Below are 20,343 nucleotides of genomic sequence, written 5' to 3' on the forward strand. Positions count from 1 at the left end.
ACCACCACGCGGCCCCTGATCCCGCCGGCACTGAACTCCGCCGCGAAAATCGTGCACTTCCTGCAGCTCCACGGCTTCGACGAGGAAGCGGTGGAAAGGCCATCGCCCGCGGCTCCCAAGGCCTGGCCCAAGCCAAGGAGGGCGGCCGGCTGCGCCTGGTCGTGCCCGGCGACCTCGGCTCGTCCATGGTGAAGGCGCCGCAGCCCGCCGACGGCGAGGCCGCCGCGGGCGCCCGATCGCTCACCTTCACCACCACGCGGCCCCTGATCCCGCCGGCACTGAACTCCGCCGCGAAAATCGTGCACTTCCTGCAGCTCCACGGCTTCGACGAGGAAGCGGTGGAGATGTTCTCCGTCCTCTACGGCGACGCCGCCAAGCCGATCCCCTGGCACCGGTTCTGCTACCACCCCGGCACCGCCGCCGACCTCCACCAGGTCCTCGCCGACGGCCCGCCCCCGCACCACCCCGTCGCGTTCTACGGCACCGTCACCAAGACCGACGACAAGGGCGGCACGGCGTACGCCACCCTCGCCACCGGACAACGCCCGCACGACGGCGGCCGGCCCTTCAGCGTCCGCCTGCGCACCCAGCACCCCGCCCTGCTCAACCAGCTGCGCCCCGGTCGGCACATCCTCGCGATCGGCACCTGGAAGCTCTGGCCGCAGGCGCACGAGGTCCGCCTCTGGCTGGAAGCCCACTGGCAACTCGCCTACTGGGACACCGACCCCGCCACCGGCGCGCCCCGCGGCATCTCCTGCCCCCGCCCGCTCCCGGCCAACGCCCGGACCGTCCCCACCCGCCCGCCCCGCGCCGTGGCGCCCGGCCACCACCCCGCAGCGGCCCGCACGACGCCGGTACGCCCGCACCCCGCCGCGCGGCCCCGGCCCGCCCCGGCACCGAACGACAGCACCGGGCGCCGGTCCGGCACACCCCTCCTGCCACCGGCCGCGTCCACTGCAGCACCCGCGGCACCCCTCGCCCTGCCCACCGCCACGGCCCCCGGCACTCGCATCCTGGCCACGCACCCGCCTGCCGGTACCCGGCCGTTCCCCGGGCAGGACCACGAGCCGCTGGCCGTGACCCCGCCGGGTGCGCCCGCCGAATCGCAGACCGCGAAGAACCCCGGCCCCGCACCGGCCCGGCACCCCGTCCCGGAGCCCGGCGACTACCTTCTCGCCCCACCTGCAGCCGTCGTACCCGCGGCCCCCCGGCCGGCCCCGTCCCGCCACGCCCACAGCACCCGCCGACAGTCCACCTGCCCGGCTACAACGAAGCCCCACAACAACCCCACCCCAGCCGCCTGTGAGCCAGCATCTCGCTCTCTACCTGGGTAGCCAGCGGACCTGCTCGCCGCGTTAGGAGAACTCCATGGCACTGTTCTGGTCAGGCTGGCCGTCCGCTCCCGGAGCGCCCCGGAACTCCCAGGCGACCCTGTACACGGACTTCGGCCCCGTCATCTCCGCTTCCCAGGAGGACAACGGCACCGGCCCGTCCCGGAAGAGGAAGGGGTCGAGCACCAGTTGCTGGCCGCCTTCGACGACTACCGTGGCGGCTACGTGGTGCCGCCACCCATAGCTCGGGTGGATCGGTGTTTGGGTGGTACGCATTGCCCAGTGCTTGAACAGGTGGCGGTTGGCCACCTCCGGATGAGAACCGGCAAGGGCCTGGCAGATGTCGTGGGCGCGCTTCTCGCATTCGTCCGCCTCAGGGCTCAGCTTGGTCACGCTGGGGAGCTCCTGGATGATCGGCCACAGGTCTTTTACGAAGTCGGCTGTGGGCGCCTCCTGGTTCTGGCTTCCCTGAAGCTCGGCCCGGAGGTTCGTCAGGGCGGCGAGCCACTGGTCGTCCGCCGGGACCCTCGCGGTCATGAAGGCGGTCACGGCATCGACCGTGTTGACCGAGGTGATGGGCACCAGGTTCCGTAGCATGGAGTAGGCGGACTGACGGTCACCCAGCTCCGCCACGGTCTCTCCTAGATCCTCTTCATCGCGGCTTCCGTTGTCGTAGTCCTCGAGCTTCTGCATGATGTCGGTCAATTCGTCGTCCAGTTGGTTCTTCGCCTCCGGACCCAGCCCGAGTGCGGGAGTGCTCGATCGCGACGACTGGCTGCTCTCGGACGAGGAGTCCACGTCGGCCGACGGTTCCCCTTCGACTCGCTGCCTGTTGGACCGCCCGCCGATCTCGTCCTCGGCCTCTCGCTTCGTGCCGCGGCCTCCCGCCGGCATCATGCGCTGAATAGCGGCCCCCGGACCCGCGACCGTCGGAGCGAGTACCTTCGCGCCCGTCTCGGGATCAGCAGCGTACCGCTGCCGCGCCAGCAGCCTCGTCACGGCGGCGTTGCCGATGGTGCGCTGCAGGGCCGGCACCGTGTTTGCGGCCAGCAGGCCTCCGGCCGGGGAGACGCGTGCCCCCCTCGCGGAGGCCTCGTCCGCGGCCTTGCGCCTGTTCACCCGCGCCGGGTCCCCAGGCCTGCCCTGCGGCTGTTGCTCGTGTGCGTGCACATCCGTCCCCTTGTCGGTTCCGTTCCGTCCACGGCGCGCCGAAGTCACCGCCCGCCCGTACAAGTTCTACGACACCACCCCGCGGGCACGAAAGAGCCGTGGCTCGGACGGCGGCGGTCACCTGGCACCCGGACCCGTCCCCCTCTCCGCTACTACCGCCCGAACCTCCGCCGCCGTCCATACCGACCTCCCTTGAGGGCCACCCGGCGCACCAGGGCAGCGGTGGGCTACGTCGGGTGGGTGCATAGGTCCGCGTGGACGGTCTTGCCGAACGTCTCCAACGTCGCGCCCCAGCGCCCGCCGGTCAGGTGGTGGACCAGGGCCAGGCCGCGGCCTGACTCGGCCTCAGGGCCCGCCTCGATCAGGCAGGGCAGGGTGCGGGAGCCGTCTCGGACACTGATCCGCACGCACCTGTCGGTGACACGCTCGACGGTGACCTTCATCCGGAGCTGGCAGCCGGTCTTCGCGGCGTTGCCGACCAGCTCGCTGACGATGAGTTCGGCGGCCTCTACCAGGTACTCCAGCTCCCAGAAGCGCAGTGTGGTGCGCACCAGGCGGCGGGCCACGGCGGCGGACTGCGGCTCGTAGGGCAGCAGCACCTTCGTGGCGCCGACGGCTGGGGGCTGCGCCGAGGTCTCGACGGGTGCGGTCACCGGGTACCTCGCGCCTGCCGGCACCGCCCAGGTGCGGCTGCGGCCGTGTCGGGTGGGCGGGTGATGGGGCGCGCGGCCACGGCGGTACTCCGCTCTCTCGTCGGCGGTGACGGCTGCGCCTATCTGACGGGGGGGACAGGCGGGCGCGGCGGCCCCGGCTCGCTCGTCGGGTCCGGGTGCCCGGTTTGTCACGGCGGGCGACGACACGACGGTAGGGAGCAGCTGCGGGCGGGTTCAATGCGATTGCGGGTGATTGCGGGGATTCACCCGAGGGTGTCGATCGCGGTGGTGATGAGGGTCCGGGCTGGTGCGCCGTGGACGGCCAGCTTCGCGAGTTCGGCGAAGGCGCGGTGGTAGTCGGCGAGTTCGCGGGGCTGGGTCACGGTGACCTCGGCGGTCAGCGTCTCCACGCAGGCCTGGTCGGTGTCGAAGAGGTAGAACGCCTCCAGCGGCCAGATCCGGCGCTGCGCGGTGAAGGGGATGATGCCTAGGGAGACCGACGGCAGCGGTATCACGGCCAGGAGGTGGCCGAGCTGGCCGGCCATCGTCTCGGCGTCGCCGATGCGGTAGCGCAGCACCGTCTCCTCGATGAGGATGACGAAGCGGTGGCGGCCGTCGTGGAGTAGCCGGCCGCGTTCGGTGCGGGCGGCGACCGCGTCGGCGACGTCGTCGGGGGTGCCCTGGAACTCGGTGATCGAGCGCATCAGGGCGGTGGCGTAGGCGGCGGTCTGGAGGAAGCCGGGGACGACGTTGGAGACGTAGGCCCGGCAGACCGCGGTCCGGTGGTGGAGGGTCAGCGACTCCTGCTGCACCTGGCGCATGCCGATGCGGTGCACGCGGCGCCACTCCAGGTACATCAGCTCCACCGCGCGCAGTGAGGCGATCAGGTCGCCGGCCTGGGCGCCGGCGTCGCACGCGGTGCACCAGGTACGCAGGTCGGTCTCGGACGGTGCCGACTTCCCGCCGAGGATCCGGGAGGTCTTGGAGGGGTGCCAGCCGCACCGGGCGGACAGTTCCTTGCCGTCGATCCCGGCGTCCAGCATCAGCTCGCGCAGCCGGGCGGCGAGCGCGGCGCGGGCGGCCTGGGCGCTGGACGAGGGCGAGGCGGGCATGGGCTGTCGGCTCGGCGCTACGGGCTCAGACGGTGTACTGCTCGTGCGGGACGGCCCGCTCCCAGACCGTCTCAAAGGCTTCGGCGCACAGCTTGGCCACGGCCGGGTCGTCGCTGACGGTGTCCTCCGGGTCCGCCCAGTCGCCCTCGCCGGTGAAGTGGTTGAACATCACGACCTTGCCGTCGAACAGCCAGAAGTCGGCGCCGGGCAGCGCGATGGTGGAAGCGTGCATCCTGGGCAGCCAGCGGACCTGTTCGCCGGCCGCGACGTTGGTGAAGGTCATCGAGTGCAGGTAGCGGGTGTACTCGCTGACCGGCTCGGAGACGATCCGGGCCCGGCGCACCACCACGCCGCAGGCAACGGTGGTGGCGATCGTGTCCAGCCACGGCCGCCACCACGAGGCCCGGTCCGTGGGGTCGAGGCGGTGCCCGGCCCTCCACTGCTCGATTCGCTCGGCCTCGTCGGCGACCGCGTAGGTGTCGCGCATCTCCAGGTGGACCGCCGAGTGCCGGGCGCCGGCCAGCAGGTCAGAGAAGCCCGTCGCGCTCTGCGTCATCGCATGCCTTTCGCAGGATCGGGATCATCCGGGTGGGAATCCACACCACGGTTTCGTGTTCAGGGATGCCGGCCTCGTGGCCCGGTGCCCAGCTCCGCTCGCCGACCTCGGTCTCCAGGTCCTCCTCAGCCTTCACTGCCTGGAACACGAGCCTGCGTTTGGCGCGGTCCAGCCACACCGTGGGCGAGCCCTTGTCCCCCGTCTCGGGGTCGATCCCGATGAAATCTAGCCCCACGACACCCTCCGGTACCAAGCCGGTTGCGGTCACTTGCGAGCCACCGTTCCGCAGGGCCGACAGGCCGTCAAGAGCGCGCGGGCGCGGACGGGCGGCACGCGCCGGCCGGGGCGGGCCCGAGAGGAGCTGCCTTCTCGGGCCCGGTGCCCGGTCAGGCTGTGCGGATCTTCCCGTCGGCGATCAGGCTGCCAATGTAGCCGGGCCAGTCCCGCTCCAGGGTCTGCTGCATGAACGCGCGGGCCTTCTCCCGGACCTCGGGGGTGACCTGCTCGACCGTGCCGTCGCCGAAGTACAGCTTCATCCCCTCACGAGTCGCGTCGGCCAGGATCGCGTGGTGGTACTGGCTGAGGGCCCGAGCTTCCTGCTCACCCACGTCGACCCCATCATCGACTAGCTGTTCCCGGCAGGATCCCAGAACCTCAGGCGCTCGGTGTCGTTTGGCGTGGAGGCGGTGGGCGGGCCGGCCGGGCAGCAGAGGGACGAGGCGGCCTTCCGGCGTTAGCCGGAGCATGGAGTGGAGCGCCAGCCGTACGATCTGCTGCTCGATCAGGCGGGCCTGGCTGTATAGGCGAGACCTGGCAGCGTATGTCGGCGGGTTTCAGCGCCAGTCGGAGCCCGGAGCCGGTGAAATGTCAGCGCGAAGTAGCAGCAGCGCGCGTCGGCCTCAGGTGTGAACGGCGCGGACGTGGTCGGCTGACAGGTGAAGTTCGTACGGCAGGCAGCAGTCGGAGCAAAGGGTCGCCACAAGGCTTCCACAGGCGCACCGCTGGTTCATGCCGCCGTTCGGGGTCGCTCCGCAGCAGGCGGCGGACACGTGCCGCAATTCGAGGCCGCGGGCGTCGTCAGGGTTGATGACGAAGTTGCCTCGAGGGCCCTTCGACACCAGCGGCTTGCCGTCCGCGTTGTAGTGGACGCCGTGGCGCGGCATTACCGGGCCGGGCACGTCGGCGACGACCAGGGGCGCGCCGTACGGCTCGGTCTCGACCGCATAGTGGCCTGACGGCACGGTCGCCGGCGATGGACCGGGTTCGTCGGCGTCCCACCACGCGTAAAACGGTGCCTCGGGAACCGCCGGCAGCCGTGTGAGCGGCCCCGTCAGTGGGACACCACACGTCGCGCAGACGAATACCACCGCTTCGGCCTTGGCGCTCGCGTCGGTGACATCGGCAGGCGCGGTGTGCCCGCGGTTCTCCTCGCCGTCGACCTGCCCCTGGTCTCGCTGTTCGTGCATGAGCTGACCGTACGCGGCACGCACCCGGACGCGGCGTCCACCCCCGCGCGGGCAGTATCCGACAACCGTCCAGAGTCAAGCATCCAGGTGCTGCTGAAACTCGGCGACACCGTCTTCGCACGTAGCGGGGCACTCTCGGTGCGCGCCTACAAAGCCACGGGCCAGTTTCGGACGGCTCACGTCCGGCGGTCCCGGCCTGGTGTCCTTCCCTGTCTGCTGTGCAGGCGACGTACCGTCAGCGCTCGTCCGGCTCGACCAGGCTCCAGCCGCTGACCACCGCGAGCGGCCCGCGCCAGGCCGGCAGCCTCCGGGCAGCGCGGCCGGAGCGGACGGTGACGTCCTTCAGGTGCAGGAACCGCAGGTCGGGCGCCCGACGGCGACGCCCGTCCTCGGCAGCTTGGTCCAGGCGCCCGATCACCTCCCGCACGACCTTCCGCATCCCGTAGTAGTCGGCGTCCGCGACCTGGCGGAAGTAGAGGTCCTCCCAGGCCGCGGCCGGGATCACGGTCCCCGTGACGAGCGCCCCGTCCACCGCCAGCGTCACGACGACGGCATGCTGGTCTCCCTTTCCCTGTGGGTCCGGATCGGGCTGCGCCCCGACGGGGGGCGCTGCCGGACCGCTGGCGATCTGTCCGCGGTGGGGCAGGATGTCGGAAGCGCGTGCGGCGCCCGGCTGGAACCGGACGCCGCACGCACTGATCAAGTGATCATCGAGCCTGGGGCTCGGCCTCGCTCTTCAGGAGCTCAAGCAGCTCAGCCGCCACCAGAACGGCCTGGCGATGGTCCAGCGCGTCAAAAAGCAACTGCGCGGACCCCCGGGGGTCGGACGGGACCAGGCGGACCGTGACCGCCGAGGCATCGTGGGTGTGAGCGTCACGCTGGTCCGGCAGGCCCGAGACGTAAACGCCGTTTACACCCGAGGTCCCTTCCGGCGAACGATCCGTAGAGGGCTGGGCCGTGGCTGGCGTGTAAACGCCGTTTACACCGACCTCGGCGCCGTTGTCCCCGCTGGTAGGTGTCGAGGCGCGGTCCGCCTTCTCTTCTGCCGGACGGTCCGCTCGCTTACCGGCTCGGGCTGTCTTCGCTGCCAACTTGTCGGCTGCCGTCTTCTTCGCGGACTCGGCCCGCTCGAGCTGCTCCGCCGGGGTGATCTTCCCTGACCGTGCCTCAGCTCCGATCCTGCGCGCATCCTCGATGGCCAGTTCCCCGGCCCCCGCCTGTTCCTGAAGCTCGGGGGACAGGTGCAGCAGCGCCAGCCGCTGTCCCACCCACGCACGGGACTTGCCCAGCGCCCGCGCCACTGCGGCCTGGTTACCGTCGTAGACCGAGTTCAGCAGTTGCTCGATCGCCTGGGCCTCTTCGAACGGCGACACGTCCTCGCGGTGGGCGTTGGCGACCAGAGCCGCCTCGACCATGTCCGAAGCGCGGGAGACCAGGTCGTCATTAAGGTCGACACGCAGGGTCTTGAGTCCCGCTTGCTGCGCGGCCTTCAGGCGTCGGTTCCCGTCGAGCGCGACGAAGTCCGCCTCACCGATCGCCTCCGCCTGATCCGGATGCGCGTCAAGGAAGGCACCGCGGCTCACCACGGTGACCGGAACGATCTGCCGCCGGGTCAGGCTCTCGGCGAGCTCGTCGATCGACTCGCTGTCGATGGTCTTACGCGGGTTGAGCGGGTTAAACACGATCGAGGACACCGGCGCCGACGAAGCACGTCGCACCCGACCCGTCGCGTCCAGTGCCTCGCTGCGTGCCCGCACCTCGTCCCCGCGGACCGCGCCGCCCTGCGCCAGCGACCCGAACGACCCTCCGCCGGCCTGCAGCTTCTTGGCGATGCTCATGCGAGCCTCCGTCGGATCTCTCGCATGCGCTGCGCCTGGATGGATGTGGGTGCGTACATGAGCAGCGGCTGCTTGACGTGGACGGACTCGCGCTGCTCCTTGAGGTCGGGGACGATGGCGACGACGGGCGGGGTGCCCAGCGATTCCCACTCGGAGAGGGAGTGGGTGGCGACGTAGCCCTTGCGCTTGTCGAACTTGTTGACGACGAGTCCGAGGCGGTCGATGTCGACCTCGTAGTCGAGGCTGACGGTGCGGATCTGGCTGTCGAGCATGGCGTAGGCGTCCGCGGAGGAGTCCTCCGCTTCCACCGGGACGAGCACGCCGGAGGCTCCGGCCGCTTCGTTCTTACGGCGGTGCCCGTAGTAGAGGCCGGCGTCCATCGCCAGGCCGAGGTTCGGCGGAGCATCGATCACGATGACGTCGAAGTGCTCCTCGAGCGGGGCGAGGGCTCGCTGGAGGCTGGTCTCGCGGGGTCCGCGGACGGACCCGAGCCGGGAGTCGAGCAGGAACGCGTCGAAGCTCGAGGGGAGGAGGCTGAGTCGTCCTTCGAAGTGGTCCGACTCGATCTCCACGACCTGGTCGAGGAGCGCACCGGCGACGCGGTCCCGGTCAACCATGTGGGTCACCAGGCTCTCCTCGCCCGGCGGAATCTGCTTGACGCCGAGCTGGGAGGTGAGGTGGCCCTGCGGGTCGTAGTCGACGAGCAGGGTGCGCAGCCCGGGCAGGGCGGGCAGCTTCGAGGCCCCGGTGGTGGCGGGGAGGCCCAGCGCTATGGCCTGGCCGGTCCCGGCGGCGATGGTGGTCTTGCCGACGCCGCCCTTCTGGTTGCAGACGACGAGGCGTCGCGTGTAGCGGGGGATCGTCAGCTCGGCCAGGGAGACGTTGTGGGAGTCGATCCATGCCCGGACCGCCTGGGCGAAGCCCTGGACATAGGACGTGCCGTCTCGGTTGTCGCAGTCGTTCTTGAATGCCTCGTACAGGCCGGCGGGGAGGTGCGTGTTCCAGCTCTCGGCCCCGGAGGTGTCGATGGTCGGGTTGCTGTCGGCGGGTCGGGCGCGCCACTGCTCGACGGCCTGGGTGACGGCGACCTGCATGTCGATGCCGAGCTGCGCCGCGCGGGTCTTGAGTTCCTGGCGGAGGGCGGCAGGGAGCTTGGACGCAACCTTTTCCCGCTCGCCTCCGGGTTTTTGAGAGGTCATGACGTCACCTTAGTGGCGTGTGCCTGATTCGGGCACATCCGGCACGCCGGTGCCGTCAGGCTCGTGGCCCGCTGCGGAGTAAACGCCGTTTACACCGACGGCTCCAGCCACGCCGGGTAAGCCGACCCGAGGTCATCAGCGCCGCCGAGCCGCATCTCTGAGGGAGCCCCGAACGCGAGAGGGGCCGCCCAGTGCGCTTGGCCTCGTCATGGAGGAGGACTGCTCCTCCACCTTCCTTCGATCGCCTGGGCCGCGGGAACTCAACGGTCTTCACGCTGGGGATCCCTCTGCTGTGCGTGGCGGGCAGTCCAGTCGTAGCTTCTCGTTCCCCGTTCTGTTGACCGCCTCAGTTCGCAATGGAGATGCTTCGATCAGGGTTAACCGAGCTGAGGCCTGACGGGGAGCGACGTGGCGAACATTGAGGTGCCAGGACCTGAGGCGGAGTGGGAGACCGCTCCGGAGTACCACGGCGGAAAGCGCAATCCCGCGTTTCAGGAGAGCACGTGGGAGGTCGCAACTGGCGCGTACCGTGTCGTCGCCGGCCTGCAGCCTCGCCTGGAGCCACTCGCGGCACGTTTGCGGCTGACCGTGGAACGGACCTGGGAGGACCTCGGCTACGTCCATGTGGCCATGTTTCGCATCGACCGGCTCCATTTCGCGCTGAGCCAGTTCGAGGGCGGGAGTCCCCTCTACACGGCGGTCTGGCTGGATCGCTCGACGATCGACATCGAGGCGGCCCTCGATGTCTTGCTCCGCGTTCTCGGCATCGGCCGTGAGGCGCTGGCGTTCGTCGGCACCAGCGACACCGGTTTCCAGAACCTCAACGGCTGGACCAGTCAGTAGAACCCGCCGCACCACCGTCCGACATGTCCGATCACGCTGAAAGAGCAGGCGCCACCGACCCCGAAACGCGAAAGGGCCCGCTCCCTCCGGCGTCAAAGCCGGGGGAGCGGGCCCTTCACTATGCAGAACGCCTGAGGCACCGCCGACCACTGGCTCGGACGACGGTGAAGGTTGCAGCCGGATCACCTGGATCGTGAGCACCATGTTCGTCCGGGAGCGGGTCGAGCACGCTGACCCAGACCGGGCTGGTCCTGCCGTGGCTCCTGACTGCTCCGTTATAACCGGGTTGTGGGTCGGCCTGGCCCCGAAGCCGCGGTTCGTCCCGGTGCCTGGCCCGCTCGCGGTTGTGTGGTCTCCGAGGCGTGCGGTAGGAGGTCGGGCAGGAGGATTGTCGGTCTCCGTCCGATGGGGCGACGGGTAATTTCGGGTGCGGCGTGTCCCCTGTGGTGCCGTAGCATCCGGACGGCAGAACACACACCTGGTCACGGGGGAGTACCGCACGTTGTTCACGAGCTCGATACCCATGCTGTCCGGAAAGGCGGCACGGACTGCCCGCGCGGCCGTACTGATGGTTTCGGGCGCCCTGGTGCTCGGCTCGTGCTCGCTCGTGGAACCAATGGTTGGAGGATCGGGAACACCGAGCCAGCCTGTACGTGTCGAGTCGCGGGCGGACGCTCTGACCCGGGCTAACCAGGTGCAGGGCCACGTGGGCGAGCTGGCAGGCCTTGAACGGGATCCGTGGACCAAGCTCATCGCCTACTACAGGTGCTCGGGGCGGGGCATGGGTATCGCCGACGACGGTGAGGCGTACGAGCTCAGCTCGGCGATCCGCTTGAAGGCCACGGATGACCAGCGTCCCGAGGTGGTTCGAGCCCTGCGGGAGAAGCTTGCGGGTGAAGGATTCAAGATCACCTCGAACGAGCCGGGTTCGGCCGATCAGCCCGCTTGGGATTTCGAGGCCGTCCATGAGCCCGACCGCTACACCGTTCGGGCGGGCAAGGCGAAGCCCGGCCAGGGCGTGGCCGTTGTCGTCACTCTGCCCTGCCAGGCTCCGCCAACCGCTGCGGGCTCGCCTGCTCCGACGGCCACCATCTGAAGACTGCGGTGGTGAGCAACCACTCAGCGGTGCCGTCGGTAGCGCCGGTCCAGTTGCCGGCCGGACGGCCGCGCCGCGCACGACGGCGCCCCGCTCGCTGGGCCTGGATGGCCGGGCGGGGCGCCGTGGTGGGCAGCGTCAGTGTCCGGTGCGGTGGTGGCGGATCTCGTCGAAGCCCTCGCCCGGGAGGGTCTGGCGGGCGGCGCGGGCCATCGCGTGCTGCCAGCGCAGGATGTCCTCGGGCACGCGCTCGCGGTCCGGGCGCCGCGCGTTGCGGGCCAGGCAGGTGGGCAGCGGGGCGTCGACCCAGACCGCGACGACGCGACGGCCGTGCTGGCGGGCCAGTTCCACCAGCTGCAGCCGGTGCAGTTTCTCGACCGAGGTGTTGTCCACGATCGACGTCTTCTTGCGGCGCAGGCGCATGCCGAGGATCTGGTGCTGGAGCAGGACGGCGTCGGCGGTGCTTGCCTGGTCGCCGGGCTCGGAGGCGACGGCCCGCAGCCGGTCCAGGCTGATGATCTGGTGCGCGGGGATGTCGGAGAGCAGGCTCGACTTCCCGCTCGCCGCGCAGCCGATCATCACGACCAGGTCGCCGGGCTCGATGGGGGCGAGGACGCTGTCTGGGGTGGTGCTGTGCTTCATGGGCTGGCCTTCCGGAGCCGGTGAGCGGCGGTCAGCGGGCGAGGACGGCCGCGGCGAGGGTCTCGAAGGCGTGGTGGACGGCGCCGTCCATGCAGTACGCGCCGTTGATGCCGTGGTCGGCGAGCCGGTAGAAGTTGCCCTTGCCCGTGGCGTCGGCGAACTTCTGGAGCAGGCCTCCGGGCACGCGGCGGTCGATCGCGTAGTGGGTGAGTCCCGAGATCGCGAGGGCGGCGGCGACCTGGCCGGGGCGCAGGCGCAGGCCGAGCGCGCGGGCGCCGAGGAGAAGGGCGGTGGCCTGGGTGGCGGTGTAGGTCAGGCAGTGCAGGGCGCAGGAGCGGCGGCCGGCGGCGGTGCCGTACGTCGCGATGACGTGTCCGTCCTCGTCGAGGACTTCGGCGGGGGCGGCGTCGGTGGCGCCTTTGGTGCGGGCGCAGTGGTCGGACTGGACGAGGTGGTCGCCGACGTCCGCCCCGGCGCGGAGCAGGGCGTAGGCGGCGGCGAAGCGGGCGGTGCGAGCGGTGTTCACGGGTGCCTCCGGGATGGGGTGACGGCCGGGCGGCCGCGCCGCGCACCACAGGGCCCCGCCTCCGCAGCCTGGACGGCTGGGTGGCGGGGCCCTGTGGTGGGCAGCGTCAGTGCCCGGATTCCTCGTGCTGCTCGTGGCAGCCGCAGGCCGGTGCGGGCTCCCAGCCGTCGGGGGTGCGCCGGCCGATGGGACCTGCGCCGGGGGTGCCGCTGCCGCCGCAGGTGGTGCAGGAGGCGTCGGCTCCGGGGTCGAGGGCCCACTCCAGGCCGCAGGAGCGGCAGCGGGCGCAGTCCGCGAAGTCGTCGCTGGTGAGGGCCGGCTCGCCGTACTCCTGGGCGCCGGGCGTGTGGCAGCGGGGGCAGGTGATCGTGTACTGCCGGGCGCGGGCCCGGGCGTGGGCGAGGGGGTCGGCGGTGACCGCGAGCAGCGCCTGGTAGTTGGCGGCCTCGATCTCGGCGACTCGGTGGGCCAGGGTCAGGGCCTGTTCGCGGGTGTGCGGGTAGGCGGCGGCGCGGCCGATGTCCCGCACCGGCCGCCAGTCCTCGCCTTCGGTCCAGGCGCGCAGGCCGACCATGGCTCCGTCGGTCACCGCCCAGCCGGTGCCGGTCTCGTCGCGGCGCACGACGACCTCGTCGTACCCGCCGACCGGGTTCTGGGGGATCGGCACGCGGAACTCGACGGCCAGCCGCAGCTGCTCCTCGACGGTCAGGGTAGTGTTCATCGTTCTCCTTTCGTCGCGGTGGGGGTGGCTTTGGTCAGCCGGAGGTGGTCGGGCGGGCACGCCGCGGGCCGTTCAAGGGCGAGAGCGCCCGCGGCGTGCGGGACCAGCGGACGTAGTCGACGGAGCTCGCGGCGTAGGTGTTGGTGAGGAGGCTGCCGGAGTCGTCGAGGCAGTCGTGCAGGCGGTCCAGGCGGTCCCAGGCGAGCCGGAGCTGGTCGATGAGCCAGGTGCGGTCCTCGCCGGTGAGTGCCTGGGTGGCGGCGACGGCGTCCAGGCGGTGGACGTCCTGGACGCCCGCCGCGAGGAAGGCGTCGACCCGTGCGGCTTCCTCGGCGGTGAGCTCCTCGCCGATCCGCTGGGCCTCGTCGGCGCGCGGGTCGGCGGCGAGGGCGGCGAAGCTGCGCCGGTCGAGCGCGATGCGGGCCAGTTCCCAGTCGGTGGTGTCGGGCAGGGCGCTGTCCTGGCGGAAGGGCCTCCCGGGCTGGTTGAACGGCTCGTAGACAGCGGCGGTCTGGGCGGGCGTGGTGGTGTCGGTGGTCATGGAGTCCTCCGGCGTCGGGTGCTCGGCCGGGCGGCCGCGCCGCGCACCACGGCGCCCGCCGTCCGGGCCTGGCTGGCCGGGGCGGCGGGCGCGGTAGTGGGCAGCGTCAGTGCCCGGAGCGGGTCAGAGCCAGGCCCCGGTGGGGTCGTCGCTGGTGGTCTGCGCTTCGGCGGCGACGGGTGTGGGGACGGTCCAGGGGAGGTGGAGGCCGTCGTGGGTCCGGCGGGGGACGAGGTGGATGTGCAGGTGCGCCACGGTCTGCGTCGCCTCGGGGCCGATGCTGGTGATGAGGTTCGCCGGGCCGGCGCCCTGGGCGAGCTCGGCGGCGCGGCGCATCGTCGCGGCGGTGACGTCCGGGTCGTACGCGGCGTCGGGGGTGTGGCTGGTCGGCAGGACCAGCAGGTGCCCGTCGGTGACCGGGTTCAGCGGGACGATGGCCAGCGCGTCGGGCCAGCGGGCCACGATCTGGGCGGGTGCGAGGCTGGCGGCGATCGCGCAGAACACGCACCCGCCACCGGCCCCGTTGTCGTGTGCGGCCGTGGCGGTCACCGGGCGGTCTCCTTGACCGGCAGGTGGACGTGGCGGTGCGTCACGGTCACGGCCGCGCCGAGCTCCTGGAGCAGTCGGCCGGCCTCGCGGCCCACGGAGACGCTGCGGTGCCTGCCACCGCGGCAATAGACATGGATGCGGACCGTCTCTCCGGGCAGCGCGGTGTGCTGGGCCAGGGCCCGGCGCACGGTGCGCTCCACGATCTCGCGGGCGCCGGGGGTGGCGAGGACGTAGTCGAGGACGTGCTGGTCGAGGCCGGTGGAGCGGATCATCTGCTCGCGCACGGCGGGGTCCTCCGGCGGATTCCTCAGAGCGGTCGTCAGATCTACGGTGAGGGCGTCGCCGAGCGGCGGGTCCTGGTGGAGCGTGCCGAAGGTGGTGATCTCGAAGGACGCGGCGGCGAGGTGGCCGGCTGCGGTCGTCGTGCTCAACGGGTTCTCCGATCTCGTCGGTGTCGGCCGGGCGGCCGCGCCGCGCTCCGCGACGCCCGCCGCCCCGGCCTGGATGGCTCGGGAGCGGCGGGCGCGGTGGTGGGCAGCGTCGCTGTCCGGACGGGCGGTCAGCTGTGCTGGAGCTCGGAGGCGCTCTCGGCGAGGGCGGGCAGCGCGTGGGCGGCGGCGGTGGCCACACGGAGCCGGAGCTCCTCGGCGGCACCGACGGCGGCCAGCAGGTCCCGGTAGAGCTGGCGCTGGTCGGGGTCGTGGAGGTCGAGGTTGGTCTCGGAGGCGGCCGCGGCGTTGCAGAGGTAGACGACGATGCCGGCCGCCTCGCGGTGCAGGCCGACCAGGCCGGGCTGGAACTCCATCGGCGAGGTCGACCTCGCCAAGGCCCTGCGCAGGTCCGCGGGCCGGGCCGCCCGGGCGGCGTCGAGGTTGCTCTCCAGCACGGCCGCCAAGGCGGCCGGGTCATGGAGCGCGAGGTGGTAGCCGAAGCGGCGGAGCAGGCGGGCGGGCAGGAGCTGGAGCAGGTTGCGGCGGGGCATGGCGGTGGGTCCTCTCCGGTGGTGTCGGGTGGGCGGTGCCGGGTGTCCGGGCGGACGGGTCAGTCCAGCCCGGCGCGCAGCTCGTCGGCGCGGGTCTGGGCGGCCAGAGCGGCCTGGGGGTTGATGGCGGCGCCCCGGGCGGCGGCCTCGGTGAGGAGGCGGATGAGGGCCTGGCGGGCGGCGGGGTCGAGGGCGGGAGCGGGACGGCCGTCTCGGGCGGCGGCGACCCTGGCGGCGAGGGGTTCGAGGTCGCGCAGGTCTGCCCGGTGCTGCGGGACGGCCGGGGTGCTGTCGTGCGGGCTCAACGGGTTCTCCGATCTGGTCGGTGCCGGCCGGGCGGCCGCGCCGCGCACCACGGCGCCCGCCGTCCCGGCCTGGATGGCTCGGGGGCGGCGGGCGCGGTGGTGGGCAGCGTCAGTGCCCGGGCGTCAGTGGGCGGCGCTCCAGATGAGCAGCAGGATCACGGCGAGCCCGACGAGGACGGCCTTGGGCGAGATGCTGGTGGTGGACTGCAGACGTCGTATCTCGGCGTGGATGGCGTCGCACTCGGCCTGGATCCCGCTGTGGGCTTTGCTGCCGGGGGTGAGGCCGGACAGGATCGCGGAGCGGTGGTGGAGCTTCTCGTACAGGGCCGCGATCTGTGCGTCGCGGGAGATGGCCAGGGCCACGGCGGGTGCCTCTCGGTCGGCGGTGCGGGATGGGGAAGGGAGGGGTGGGCCGGTGCTCGGTGCACCGGCCCACCCGGGAGGTTCAGTGCTGGTCGAAGGGCGAGCCCGGTGCCGGGACGGTCGGCCGGGCGGGCCGGGCCGTCTTGGGCTCGGGGGCCTGGATGGTGATCTGCGGCTGGACGTCGGTGCGGTTGATCACCATCGGGCGCAGCGAGAAGGTCAGGCCGCGCAGGGCGAACAGCGAGATGCCGGTGATGGCGGCGGCGGTCAGGCCGACGGCGACCGGGCGCCCGGTCTCGGGGGCGGCGGACCAGACCATGGCGAGGGTGGCGGTGGACCAGGCCGTCCAGCTGGCGCGCGCGATGGCACCGCGGGTGATGAAGGCGAGCAGCGCGGCGATCAGGCCGACGGTCTTCCAGACGTCGTAGGCGGTGGCCGGGGTGATCGGGTCGGCGGTGTGGGTGCCGAGGTAGGCGTGGATGGGGCCGGTGATCGCGGCGCGCAGGCCGTCGCCGCCGGCGGGCAGGTTCTGCGGCAGGTGCACGGCGCCGATCACGGCGCCGGCCGCGTTGAACAGGATGCCGCCGACGGTGCCCAGGACCAGGACCGCAAGGGTGATCGCAACCAGGTACGCGAGGGCGCGCACCCACGGTTCGGCGCCGGTGAAGTCGTCCAGGCCGGCGGCCAGCTCGCGGCGGCGCCGGTCGTACCAGCCGCCGGGGGCGGTCAGGGCGCGGGTCCGGCGCCGGGCCGACTCACGGACGCTGACGCTCGGCTGGTCCTGGGGGGCGGTGGGCTGGTTCACGGGGGTGCTGCTCCTGTTCGGGTCGGTGTCCTGGATGCTGGGGCCCGCCCCGGCGGTGCGGGGCGGGCCGGGTGGTGCTGGGTCAGCCGTTGAGGCGGATCGGCATCAGCAGGTGCTGGTAGTCGGTGTCGGCGAGGGCGCCGGAGTGCCCGGTGAGCAGGGCGGGCTTGGTGGCCGAGGTGGCGTGCAGGCGGGCCTCGGGCGCGGTGAGCGCCTTGAGGGCGTCGGCGAGGTAGCCGGGGTTGAACGCGATCGTGCCGCCGTCGAGGTGGCCGGTGGTGTCGCAGGGGATGCGGTCCACGGCGTGGGCGTCGTCGCCGTGGCCGGCCTCCAGGAGCAGCCGCCGTCCGTCGTCGGTGACGGTCAGGCGGACCGGGGTCTTGTCGGAGGCGACCAGGGCGACGCGCTTGAGGGCGGCCAGGGCCTCGTCGGTGGGGACGGTGACGGTCAGCTCGGCGTCGGCCGGGGCGGGGAACACGCCTCGGTAGCGCGGGAAGTCGCCGTCGAGGAGCCGGGTGCCGATGGAGGAGCCGGCGGTGGTGAGGGTGAGCTGGCCGTCGGACCAGCCGACGGCGACCGGGTGCTCGCCGGTCATCGCGCGGGTGGCCTCGGCGAGGAACTTCGCCGGGATGAGGATGGCGCCGTCGTCGGGCTTGTCCTTCTTCTTGCCGGTCTTGGGGGTCAGCGCCGGGAGGGTGCCGGTGGGCTGGACGGTCAGCTCGCGCACGGCGAAGCGGTAGCGGTCGGTGGCGGCCAGCGTGATCCGGTCGTCCTCGAGGAGCAGCTGCACGGTGGTCAGCACCGGCAGGCTCTCCTCGGTGCTCGCGACGACGGCGACCTGGGCGACGGCGTCGGCGAGCGCGTCGGCCTGGACAGTGAGCACGGTGTCCGGCACGCCGGGCAGCTGCGGGTACTCCTCGACCGGCAGGGTCGGCAGGGTGAAGCGCGCCGTCCGGGAGGTGAGGAGCAGCCGGGAGCCGGACAGCTCGATGTCGACCTCGGCCGCCTTCGGCAGGGTCTTGCAGATCTCGTTGAGGAGGCGGCCGGAGACCAGCGCGGTGCCGTCGTCGGCGATCTCCGCGTCGACGCGGGTGGTCGCCGCGGTCTCATAGTCGAACGCGGCCAGGTGCAGGCCGTGCTCGTCGGTGCGCAGCAGGATGCCGGCGAGGACCGGGACGGGGGCGCGGGTGGGCAGGGCGCGGGCGGCGAAGGCGACGGCCTCGGCGAGCACGTTGGCGAAGACGCGGAGCTTCACGGGGTCCTCCAGGACGGTGGGGGTGGGTCAGGCTCTGGTGGTGGTGAGGGCGGCGAGTTGGTCACGCTCGTCGTCGGACAGCTCCGAGCACGGCAGGCAGGAGCCGAGGGTCTTGAGCGGGAGGCAGGCGTCGTAGCGGACGAGGCACAGCGGGCACGTTTGGCGGGCGGCGATCGCCCGGTCGAGGGCGGCTGCGCGGCCCGGCGTCATCGGTCGCACCGGCTTGGCGGCGTCGATCCGGTACAGGTAGCCGTGGCGGCGGCCGCGATGGCACACCACCTGGGCGGCGGGCTCCTGGGCGGCCGGGCGCAGGCCCATGGCGCGCAGCTGGCGGCGGGTGGCCAGGCCCTCGGGGCCGAACTTCCAGGGGAAGGTGGGGAGGCCGCCGTGGTGGCGGCCTTCGGGGTCGAGGTCGATTGCGCGCACGCTGCTGCTCTCCGTTCCGGTGTGGTCGGGTGGTGCGGGCCGGTCGGCCGGTGACGGCCCCGGGCACGGGCCCGCCCACCCGGCCGGCGTTCGGCGGGGTGGGCGGGTGTGGCCGGGGGCGAGGCTGGTCGGCCGGTCAGCGGTAGAGGCGGCGGCCGTCGTCGTCCGTCTCGGGCAGGCACCCGCCGCACAGGTCGCCGCTCTCGCCCTCCGGGGCCATGTAGCGGTGCTCGCCACAGAAGTAGTCGCCGCAGCCGTGCTCTCCGCCGCCGGGCTCGTCGCCGCACAGGTAGGCCAGGCCGCGGTCGATCTCGGTGGGGCACTCGTCCTGGCCGCAGACCGTGGGGACGCCGTAGCCGGCCTCGATCTCGGTGCCGTCGGCGCGTCGGACGGTGTAGTGGGCGTTGCCCATGCCGGTTCTCCTTTGCGGTGGTGTCGGTGTCGGTCAGCCGTTGTTGTTGGTGATGGAGCCTCGCCATCCGGCGCTCTGCTTGCCGATGTGGGTCTGGTGGGTGCGGTGGACCAGGGCCAGCACGGTGCCGGTCGCGCTGGAGCCGTCGCCGCTGGTAGTCGCGGAGGCCCCGGCACCGGCGCTGGAGGCCACGGAGCGGAGCTTGCCGAGCAGCGCGGCGACACCGATCGCCACGGCGGCCACCGTGGCGGCCGCCCACATCAGGACCTTGCCGATCTGGTCCGCGTACGGGGCGACCTCGCCGACACCGGCGCCGACCATCCAGGTCAGGCCGCCGAGGGCGAGTGCGCCGGCGCAGCTGTAGAGGATGCCCTGACGCAGTGCCAGCGGTAGGCCCTGCTCGGCGGCGGGCTGCGCCTGGACGGCCGGAGTCGGGGCGGGCTGCGCTTGGGCGGCGGCCGCGGCGGCGGCGAGCGGGTTGTGCACGGGGACGGCGATGACCTTGCCGTCGACCAGGGCGGGGATCAGGGCGGGGGTGGTGGGGGAGGGCTGGAGCGGGACGGCGACGACCTGGCCGTCGAGGGAGGCCGGGACGAAGCCCTCCTGGAGGAGGTAGGCGTTGAGGTCGACCACCTGGTCGGCGGCGGTGGCGGGGCCGGTGTAGATGCTGTCCACGGGGTGCTCCAAGGGGTGGCGGGCTGGGGCGTGCGGGGCTGGGGGCGCCGGGCGCCTTCTGGGGCCGCCGGGCCCCTGTCGCCGGGTGGCGGCGGGGTCCGGCGGCCCTCGGAGAGGCCGGGAGCGGGTTACTGCTCGGGGGTCCAGGTGCGGAACAGGCGGGCGGGGGCGGCCGGGTGGGGGGCGTGGGTGCCCAGGCCCGGGGTGAGGCGGGCGGTCATGGTGACCTGGTGGGTGTGCCGCAGGGCGGTGGTGGTCAGCGGGAGCGGGGGCTGGAACACCACGCCCCAGGTCTCGATCCGCAGGCCGATGCCGGCCGGGCGGCCGGTGAGCGCGATCTCCTCGACCAGGCGCACCGTCTCCTCGCAGGTGGACAGGTGGGGCCAGTCCCCGAGGGTGGTGGTGATCAGCGGGTGTTCGGGGCTGGGGGAGTAGGCCGTGTTGTCGCCGGTCTCGCCCAGGCGGCCGCGCAGCAGGCCGACCGCTTCGCGCAGCAGGGTGACGGTGTCGGCCTTGGTGGTGGCGGTGCGGGCGGCCAAGCCCGGGCGGGCGCCGTAGGGGTCGGCGACCCACGGCTCGGTGAGCGGGCAGGCGTGCTCGGCGGCGACCAGGTGGTCGATCAGCGTGCTGGACCCGGCACCGGCGCGGGCGCTGATGTGCAGGTGCACGGCGCCGTTGCTTTTCCACAGCGGCACCCGGGCCACGGTGCCGTCGGCGTAGCGGCCGATGGCGACGGTGCCGGTGGCGGTGTCGATGAGCTGGTCGGCCGGCGGGCGGGGCGCCGGATCGGCGAGCTGGGCGGTCTCCTCGTGCTGGCGGGTCAGTTCGGCGTAGCGCTCGGCGGCGTGGGCGGAGGTCATGGCGTGGTGTCCCTTCG

Annotated in this window: 28 protein-coding genes and 1 pseudogene; 4 read left to right on the forward strand and 25 right to left on the reverse strand. The window is 72.5% G+C overall.

Going from position 1 to position 20,343, the window contains the following annotated elements; all coding sequences use genetic code 11:
• Window positions 1-192, forward strand: a pseudogene (locus ACFRQN_RS07375) (hypothetical protein); the annotation flags it as partial.
• Entirely contained in the window at window positions 186-1,334 is a 1,149-nt protein-coding gene (locus ACFRQN_RS07380) for a hypothetical protein (RefSeq protein WP_380738924.1), read from the forward strand. The pseudogene ACFRQN_RS07375 and the gene ACFRQN_RS07380, both read left to right, overlap by 7 nt.
• Window positions 1,335-1,355: 21 nt before the next feature.
• Here ACFRQN_RS07380 and ACFRQN_RS07385 read toward each other — a convergent pair whose 3' ends face one another.
• The 10 genes from ACFRQN_RS07385 to ACFRQN_RS07430 all read right to left on the reverse strand — a co-directional run bounded on the left by ACFRQN_RS07385 (window position 1,356) and on the right by ACFRQN_RS07430 (window position 9,325).
• On the reverse strand, window positions 1,356-2,450 hold the full coding sequence (locus ACFRQN_RS07385) for a protein-glutamine glutaminase family protein (RefSeq protein ID WP_380738926.1): 1,095 nt from the start codon (window positions 2,448-2,450) through the stop codon (window positions 1,356-1,358).
• Window positions 2,451-2,728: 278 nt separating this feature from the next.
• Window positions 2,729-3,154 (reverse strand): ATP-binding protein, encoded by a 426-nt coding sequence (locus ACFRQN_RS07390; RefSeq protein WP_380738928.1) that lies wholly within the window; start codon window positions 3,152-3,154, stop codon window positions 2,729-2,731.
• A gap of 263 nt (window positions 3,155-3,417) precedes the next feature.
• A complete protein-coding gene (locus tag ACFRQN_RS07395; protein ID WP_380738930.1) occupies window positions 3,418-4,266 on the reverse strand; it encodes a DUF5753 domain-containing protein in 849 nt (282 codons plus the stop codon).
• Window positions 4,267-4,291: 25 nt separating this feature from the next.
• The gene (locus ACFRQN_RS07400; protein WP_380738932.1) at window positions 4,292-4,822 is read right to left on the reverse strand and encodes a DUF6879 family protein; all 531 of its coding nucleotides are present in this window, start codon (window positions 4,820-4,822) and stop codon (window positions 4,292-4,294) included.
• The gene (locus ACFRQN_RS07405; RefSeq protein ID WP_241853206.1) at window positions 4,794-5,090 is read right to left on the reverse strand and encodes a hypothetical protein; all 297 of its coding nucleotides are present in this window, start codon (window positions 5,088-5,090) and stop codon (window positions 4,794-4,796) included. Before ACFRQN_RS07405 ends, ACFRQN_RS07400 begins: the two co-directional genes overlap by 29 nt.
• 118 nt (window positions 5,091-5,208) lie before the next feature.
• A complete protein-coding gene (locus ACFRQN_RS07410; protein WP_380738934.1) occupies window positions 5,209-5,430 on the reverse strand; it encodes a hypothetical protein in 222 nt (73 codons plus the stop codon).
• A gap of 291 nt (window positions 5,431-5,721) precedes the next feature.
• On the reverse strand, window positions 5,722-6,288 hold the full coding sequence (locus ACFRQN_RS07415) for a hypothetical protein (protein ID WP_380738936.1): 567 nt from the start codon (window positions 6,286-6,288) through the stop codon (window positions 5,722-5,724).
• Between the two features lie 235 nt (window positions 6,289-6,523).
• Entirely contained in the window at window positions 6,524-6,832 is a 309-nt protein-coding gene (locus ACFRQN_RS07420; RefSeq protein ID WP_074006137.1) for a hypothetical protein, read from the reverse strand.
• A gap of 163 nt (window positions 6,833-6,995) precedes the next feature.
• On the reverse strand, window positions 6,996-8,126 hold the full coding sequence (locus ACFRQN_RS07425; RefSeq protein ID WP_380738939.1) for a ParB/RepB/Spo0J family partition protein: 1,131 nt from the start codon (window positions 8,124-8,126) through the stop codon (window positions 6,996-6,998).
• Entirely contained in the window at window positions 8,123-9,325 is a 1,203-nt protein-coding gene (locus tag ACFRQN_RS07430) for a ParA family protein (protein WP_380738941.1), read from the reverse strand. The genes ACFRQN_RS07425 and ACFRQN_RS07430 overlap by 4 nt, the downstream gene beginning before the upstream one ends.
• A 408-nt stretch (window positions 9,326-9,733) precedes the next feature.
• Here ACFRQN_RS07430 and ACFRQN_RS07435 point away from each other — a divergent pair, with 408 nt between their 5' ends.
• Both ACFRQN_RS07435 and ACFRQN_RS07440 read left to right on the forward strand, forming a co-directional pair.
• On the forward strand, window positions 9,734-10,168 hold the full coding sequence (locus ACFRQN_RS07435) for a hypothetical protein (RefSeq protein ID WP_380738943.1): 435 nt from the start codon (window positions 9,734-9,736) through the stop codon (window positions 10,166-10,168).
• A 706-nt stretch (window positions 10,169-10,874) separates the two neighbouring features.
• On the forward strand, window positions 10,875-11,264 hold the full coding sequence (locus ACFRQN_RS07440; RefSeq protein ID WP_143204744.1) for a hypothetical protein: 390 nt from the start codon (window positions 10,875-10,877) through the stop codon (window positions 11,262-11,264).
• 138 nt (window positions 11,265-11,402) lie between these two features.
• Here ACFRQN_RS07440 and ACFRQN_RS07445 read toward each other — a convergent pair whose 3' ends face one another.
• The 15 genes from ACFRQN_RS07445 to ACFRQN_RS07515 form a co-directional block, all read right to left on the reverse strand.
• Window positions 11,403-11,906, reverse strand: a complete 504-nt coding sequence (locus tag ACFRQN_RS07445; RefSeq protein WP_380738945.1) for an AAA family ATPase — start codon at window positions 11,904-11,906, stop codon at window positions 11,403-11,405.
• A gap of 31 nt (window positions 11,907-11,937) precedes the next feature.
• Window positions 11,938-12,432, reverse strand: a complete 495-nt coding sequence (locus ACFRQN_RS07450) for a hypothetical protein (protein WP_380738947.1) — start codon at window positions 12,430-12,432, stop codon at window positions 11,938-11,940.
• Window positions 12,433-12,538: 106 nt separating this feature from the next.
• Window positions 12,539-13,153, reverse strand: a complete 615-nt coding sequence (locus ACFRQN_RS07455; RefSeq protein WP_380738949.1) for a hypothetical protein — start codon at window positions 13,151-13,153, stop codon at window positions 12,539-12,541.
• A 34-nt stretch (window positions 13,154-13,187) separates the two neighbouring features.
• Complete coding sequence (locus ACFRQN_RS07460; RefSeq protein ID WP_380738952.1) at window positions 13,188-13,694, reverse strand: hypothetical protein; 507 nt, start codon at window positions 13,692-13,694, stop codon at window positions 13,188-13,190.
• A gap of 123 nt (window positions 13,695-13,817) precedes the next feature.
• Window positions 13,818-14,243 carry an HIT family protein gene (locus ACFRQN_RS07465; RefSeq protein WP_380738954.1) on the reverse strand — a complete coding sequence of 142 codons (426 nt, stop codon included), beginning with the start codon at window positions 14,241-14,243 and terminating at the stop codon, window positions 13,818-13,820.
• Window positions 14,240-14,674 (reverse strand): RNase adapter RapZ, encoded by a 435-nt coding sequence (locus tag ACFRQN_RS07470; RefSeq protein WP_241853207.1) that lies wholly within the window; start codon window positions 14,672-14,674, stop codon window positions 14,240-14,242. Before ACFRQN_RS07470 ends, ACFRQN_RS07465 begins: the two co-directional genes overlap by 4 nt.
• Before the next feature lie 128 nt (window positions 14,675-14,802).
• Entirely contained in the window at window positions 14,803-15,225 is a 423-nt protein-coding gene (locus ACFRQN_RS07475) for a hypothetical protein (protein WP_074006150.1), read from the reverse strand.
• Window positions 15,226-15,284: 59 nt separating this feature from the next.
• Window positions 15,285-15,530 (reverse strand): hypothetical protein, encoded by a 246-nt coding sequence (locus ACFRQN_RS07480; protein ID WP_074006151.1) that lies wholly within the window; start codon window positions 15,528-15,530, stop codon window positions 15,285-15,287.
• A gap of 123 nt (window positions 15,531-15,653) precedes the next feature.
• Complete coding sequence (locus ACFRQN_RS07485; RefSeq protein ID WP_074006152.1) at window positions 15,654-15,893, reverse strand: hypothetical protein; 240 nt, start codon at window positions 15,891-15,893, stop codon at window positions 15,654-15,656.
• Between the two features lie 82 nt (window positions 15,894-15,975).
• A complete protein-coding gene (locus tag ACFRQN_RS07490) occupies window positions 15,976-16,698 on the reverse strand; it encodes a hypothetical protein (protein WP_380738956.1) in 723 nt (240 codons plus the stop codon).
• An 82-nt stretch (window positions 16,699-16,780) separates the two neighbouring features.
• On the reverse strand, window positions 16,781-17,953 hold the full coding sequence (gene dnaN / locus ACFRQN_RS07495; protein WP_380738958.1) for a DNA polymerase III subunit beta: 1,173 nt from the start codon (window positions 17,951-17,953) through the stop codon (window positions 16,781-16,783).
• Between the two features lie 27 nt (window positions 17,954-17,980).
• Window positions 17,981-18,379 carry an RRQRL motif-containing zinc-binding protein gene (locus tag ACFRQN_RS07500; RefSeq protein WP_380738960.1) on the reverse strand — a complete coding sequence of 133 codons (399 nt, stop codon included), beginning with the start codon at window positions 18,377-18,379 and terminating at the stop codon, window positions 17,981-17,983.
• 136 nt (window positions 18,380-18,515) lie between these two features.
• On the reverse strand, window positions 18,516-18,791 hold the full coding sequence (locus ACFRQN_RS07505; protein WP_380738962.1) for a hypothetical protein: 276 nt from the start codon (window positions 18,789-18,791) through the stop codon (window positions 18,516-18,518).
• Between the two features lie 33 nt (window positions 18,792-18,824).
• Window positions 18,825-19,466, reverse strand: a complete 642-nt coding sequence (locus ACFRQN_RS07510) for a hypothetical protein (RefSeq protein WP_380738964.1) — start codon at window positions 19,464-19,466, stop codon at window positions 18,825-18,827.
• Between the two features lie 128 nt (window positions 19,467-19,594).
• Window positions 19,595-20,326 carry a hypothetical protein gene (locus ACFRQN_RS07515; protein ID WP_380738966.1) on the reverse strand — a complete coding sequence of 244 codons (732 nt, stop codon included), beginning with the start codon at window positions 20,324-20,326 and terminating at the stop codon, window positions 19,595-19,597.
• Window positions 20,327-20,343: the final 17 nt, after the last annotated feature.

This window comes from Kitasatospora sp. NPDC056800, assembly GCF_042789775.1.
Lineage (GTDB): Bacteria > Actinomycetota > Actinomycetes > Streptomycetales > Streptomycetaceae > Kitasatospora.

Coding starts and splice junctions, on each gene's coding strand:
- ACFRQN_RS07380 (WP_380738924.1), top strand. CDS start 186: ATGGTGAAGGCGCCGCAGCCCGCCGACGGCGAGGCCGCCGCGGGCGCC.
- ACFRQN_RS07395 (WP_380738930.1), bottom strand. CDS start 4,266: ATGCCCGCCTCGCCCTCGTCCAGCGCCCAGGCCGCCCGCGCCGCGCTC.
- ACFRQN_RS07400 (WP_380738932.1), bottom strand. CDS start 4,822: ATGACGCAGAGCGCGACGGGCTTCTCTGACCTGCTGGCCGGCGCCCGG.
- ACFRQN_RS07415 (WP_380738936.1), bottom strand. CDS start 6,288: ATGCACGAACAGCGAGACCAGGGGCAGGTCGACGGCGAGGAGAACCGC.
- ACFRQN_RS07425 (WP_380738939.1), bottom strand. CDS start 8,126: ATGAGCATCGCCAAGAAGCTGCAGGCCGGCGGAGGGTCGTTCGGGTCG.
- ACFRQN_RS07430 (WP_380738941.1), bottom strand. CDS start 9,325: ATGACCTCTCAAAAACCCGGAGGCGAGCGGGAAAAGGTTGCGTCCAAG.
- ACFRQN_RS07445 (WP_380738945.1), bottom strand. CDS start 11,906: ATGAAGCACAGCACCACCCCAGACAGCGTCCTCGCCCCCATCGAGCCC.
- ACFRQN_RS07455 (WP_380738949.1), bottom strand. CDS start 13,153: ATGAACACTACCCTGACCGTCGAGGAGCAGCTGCGGCTGGCCGTCGAG.
- ACFRQN_RS07460 (WP_380738952.1), bottom strand. CDS start 13,694: ATGACCACCGACACCACCACGCCCGCCCAGACCGCCGCTGTCTACGAG.
- ACFRQN_RS07475 (WP_074006150.1), bottom strand. CDS start 15,225: ATGCCCCGCCGCAACCTGCTCCAGCTCCTGCCCGCCCGCCTGCTCCGC.
- ACFRQN_RS07505 (WP_380738962.1), bottom strand. CDS start 18,791: ATGGGCAACGCCCACTACACCGTCCGACGCGCCGACGGCACCGAGATC.
- ACFRQN_RS07515 (WP_380738966.1), bottom strand. CDS start 20,326: ATGACCTCCGCCCACGCCGCCGAGCGCTACGCCGAACTGACCCGCCAG.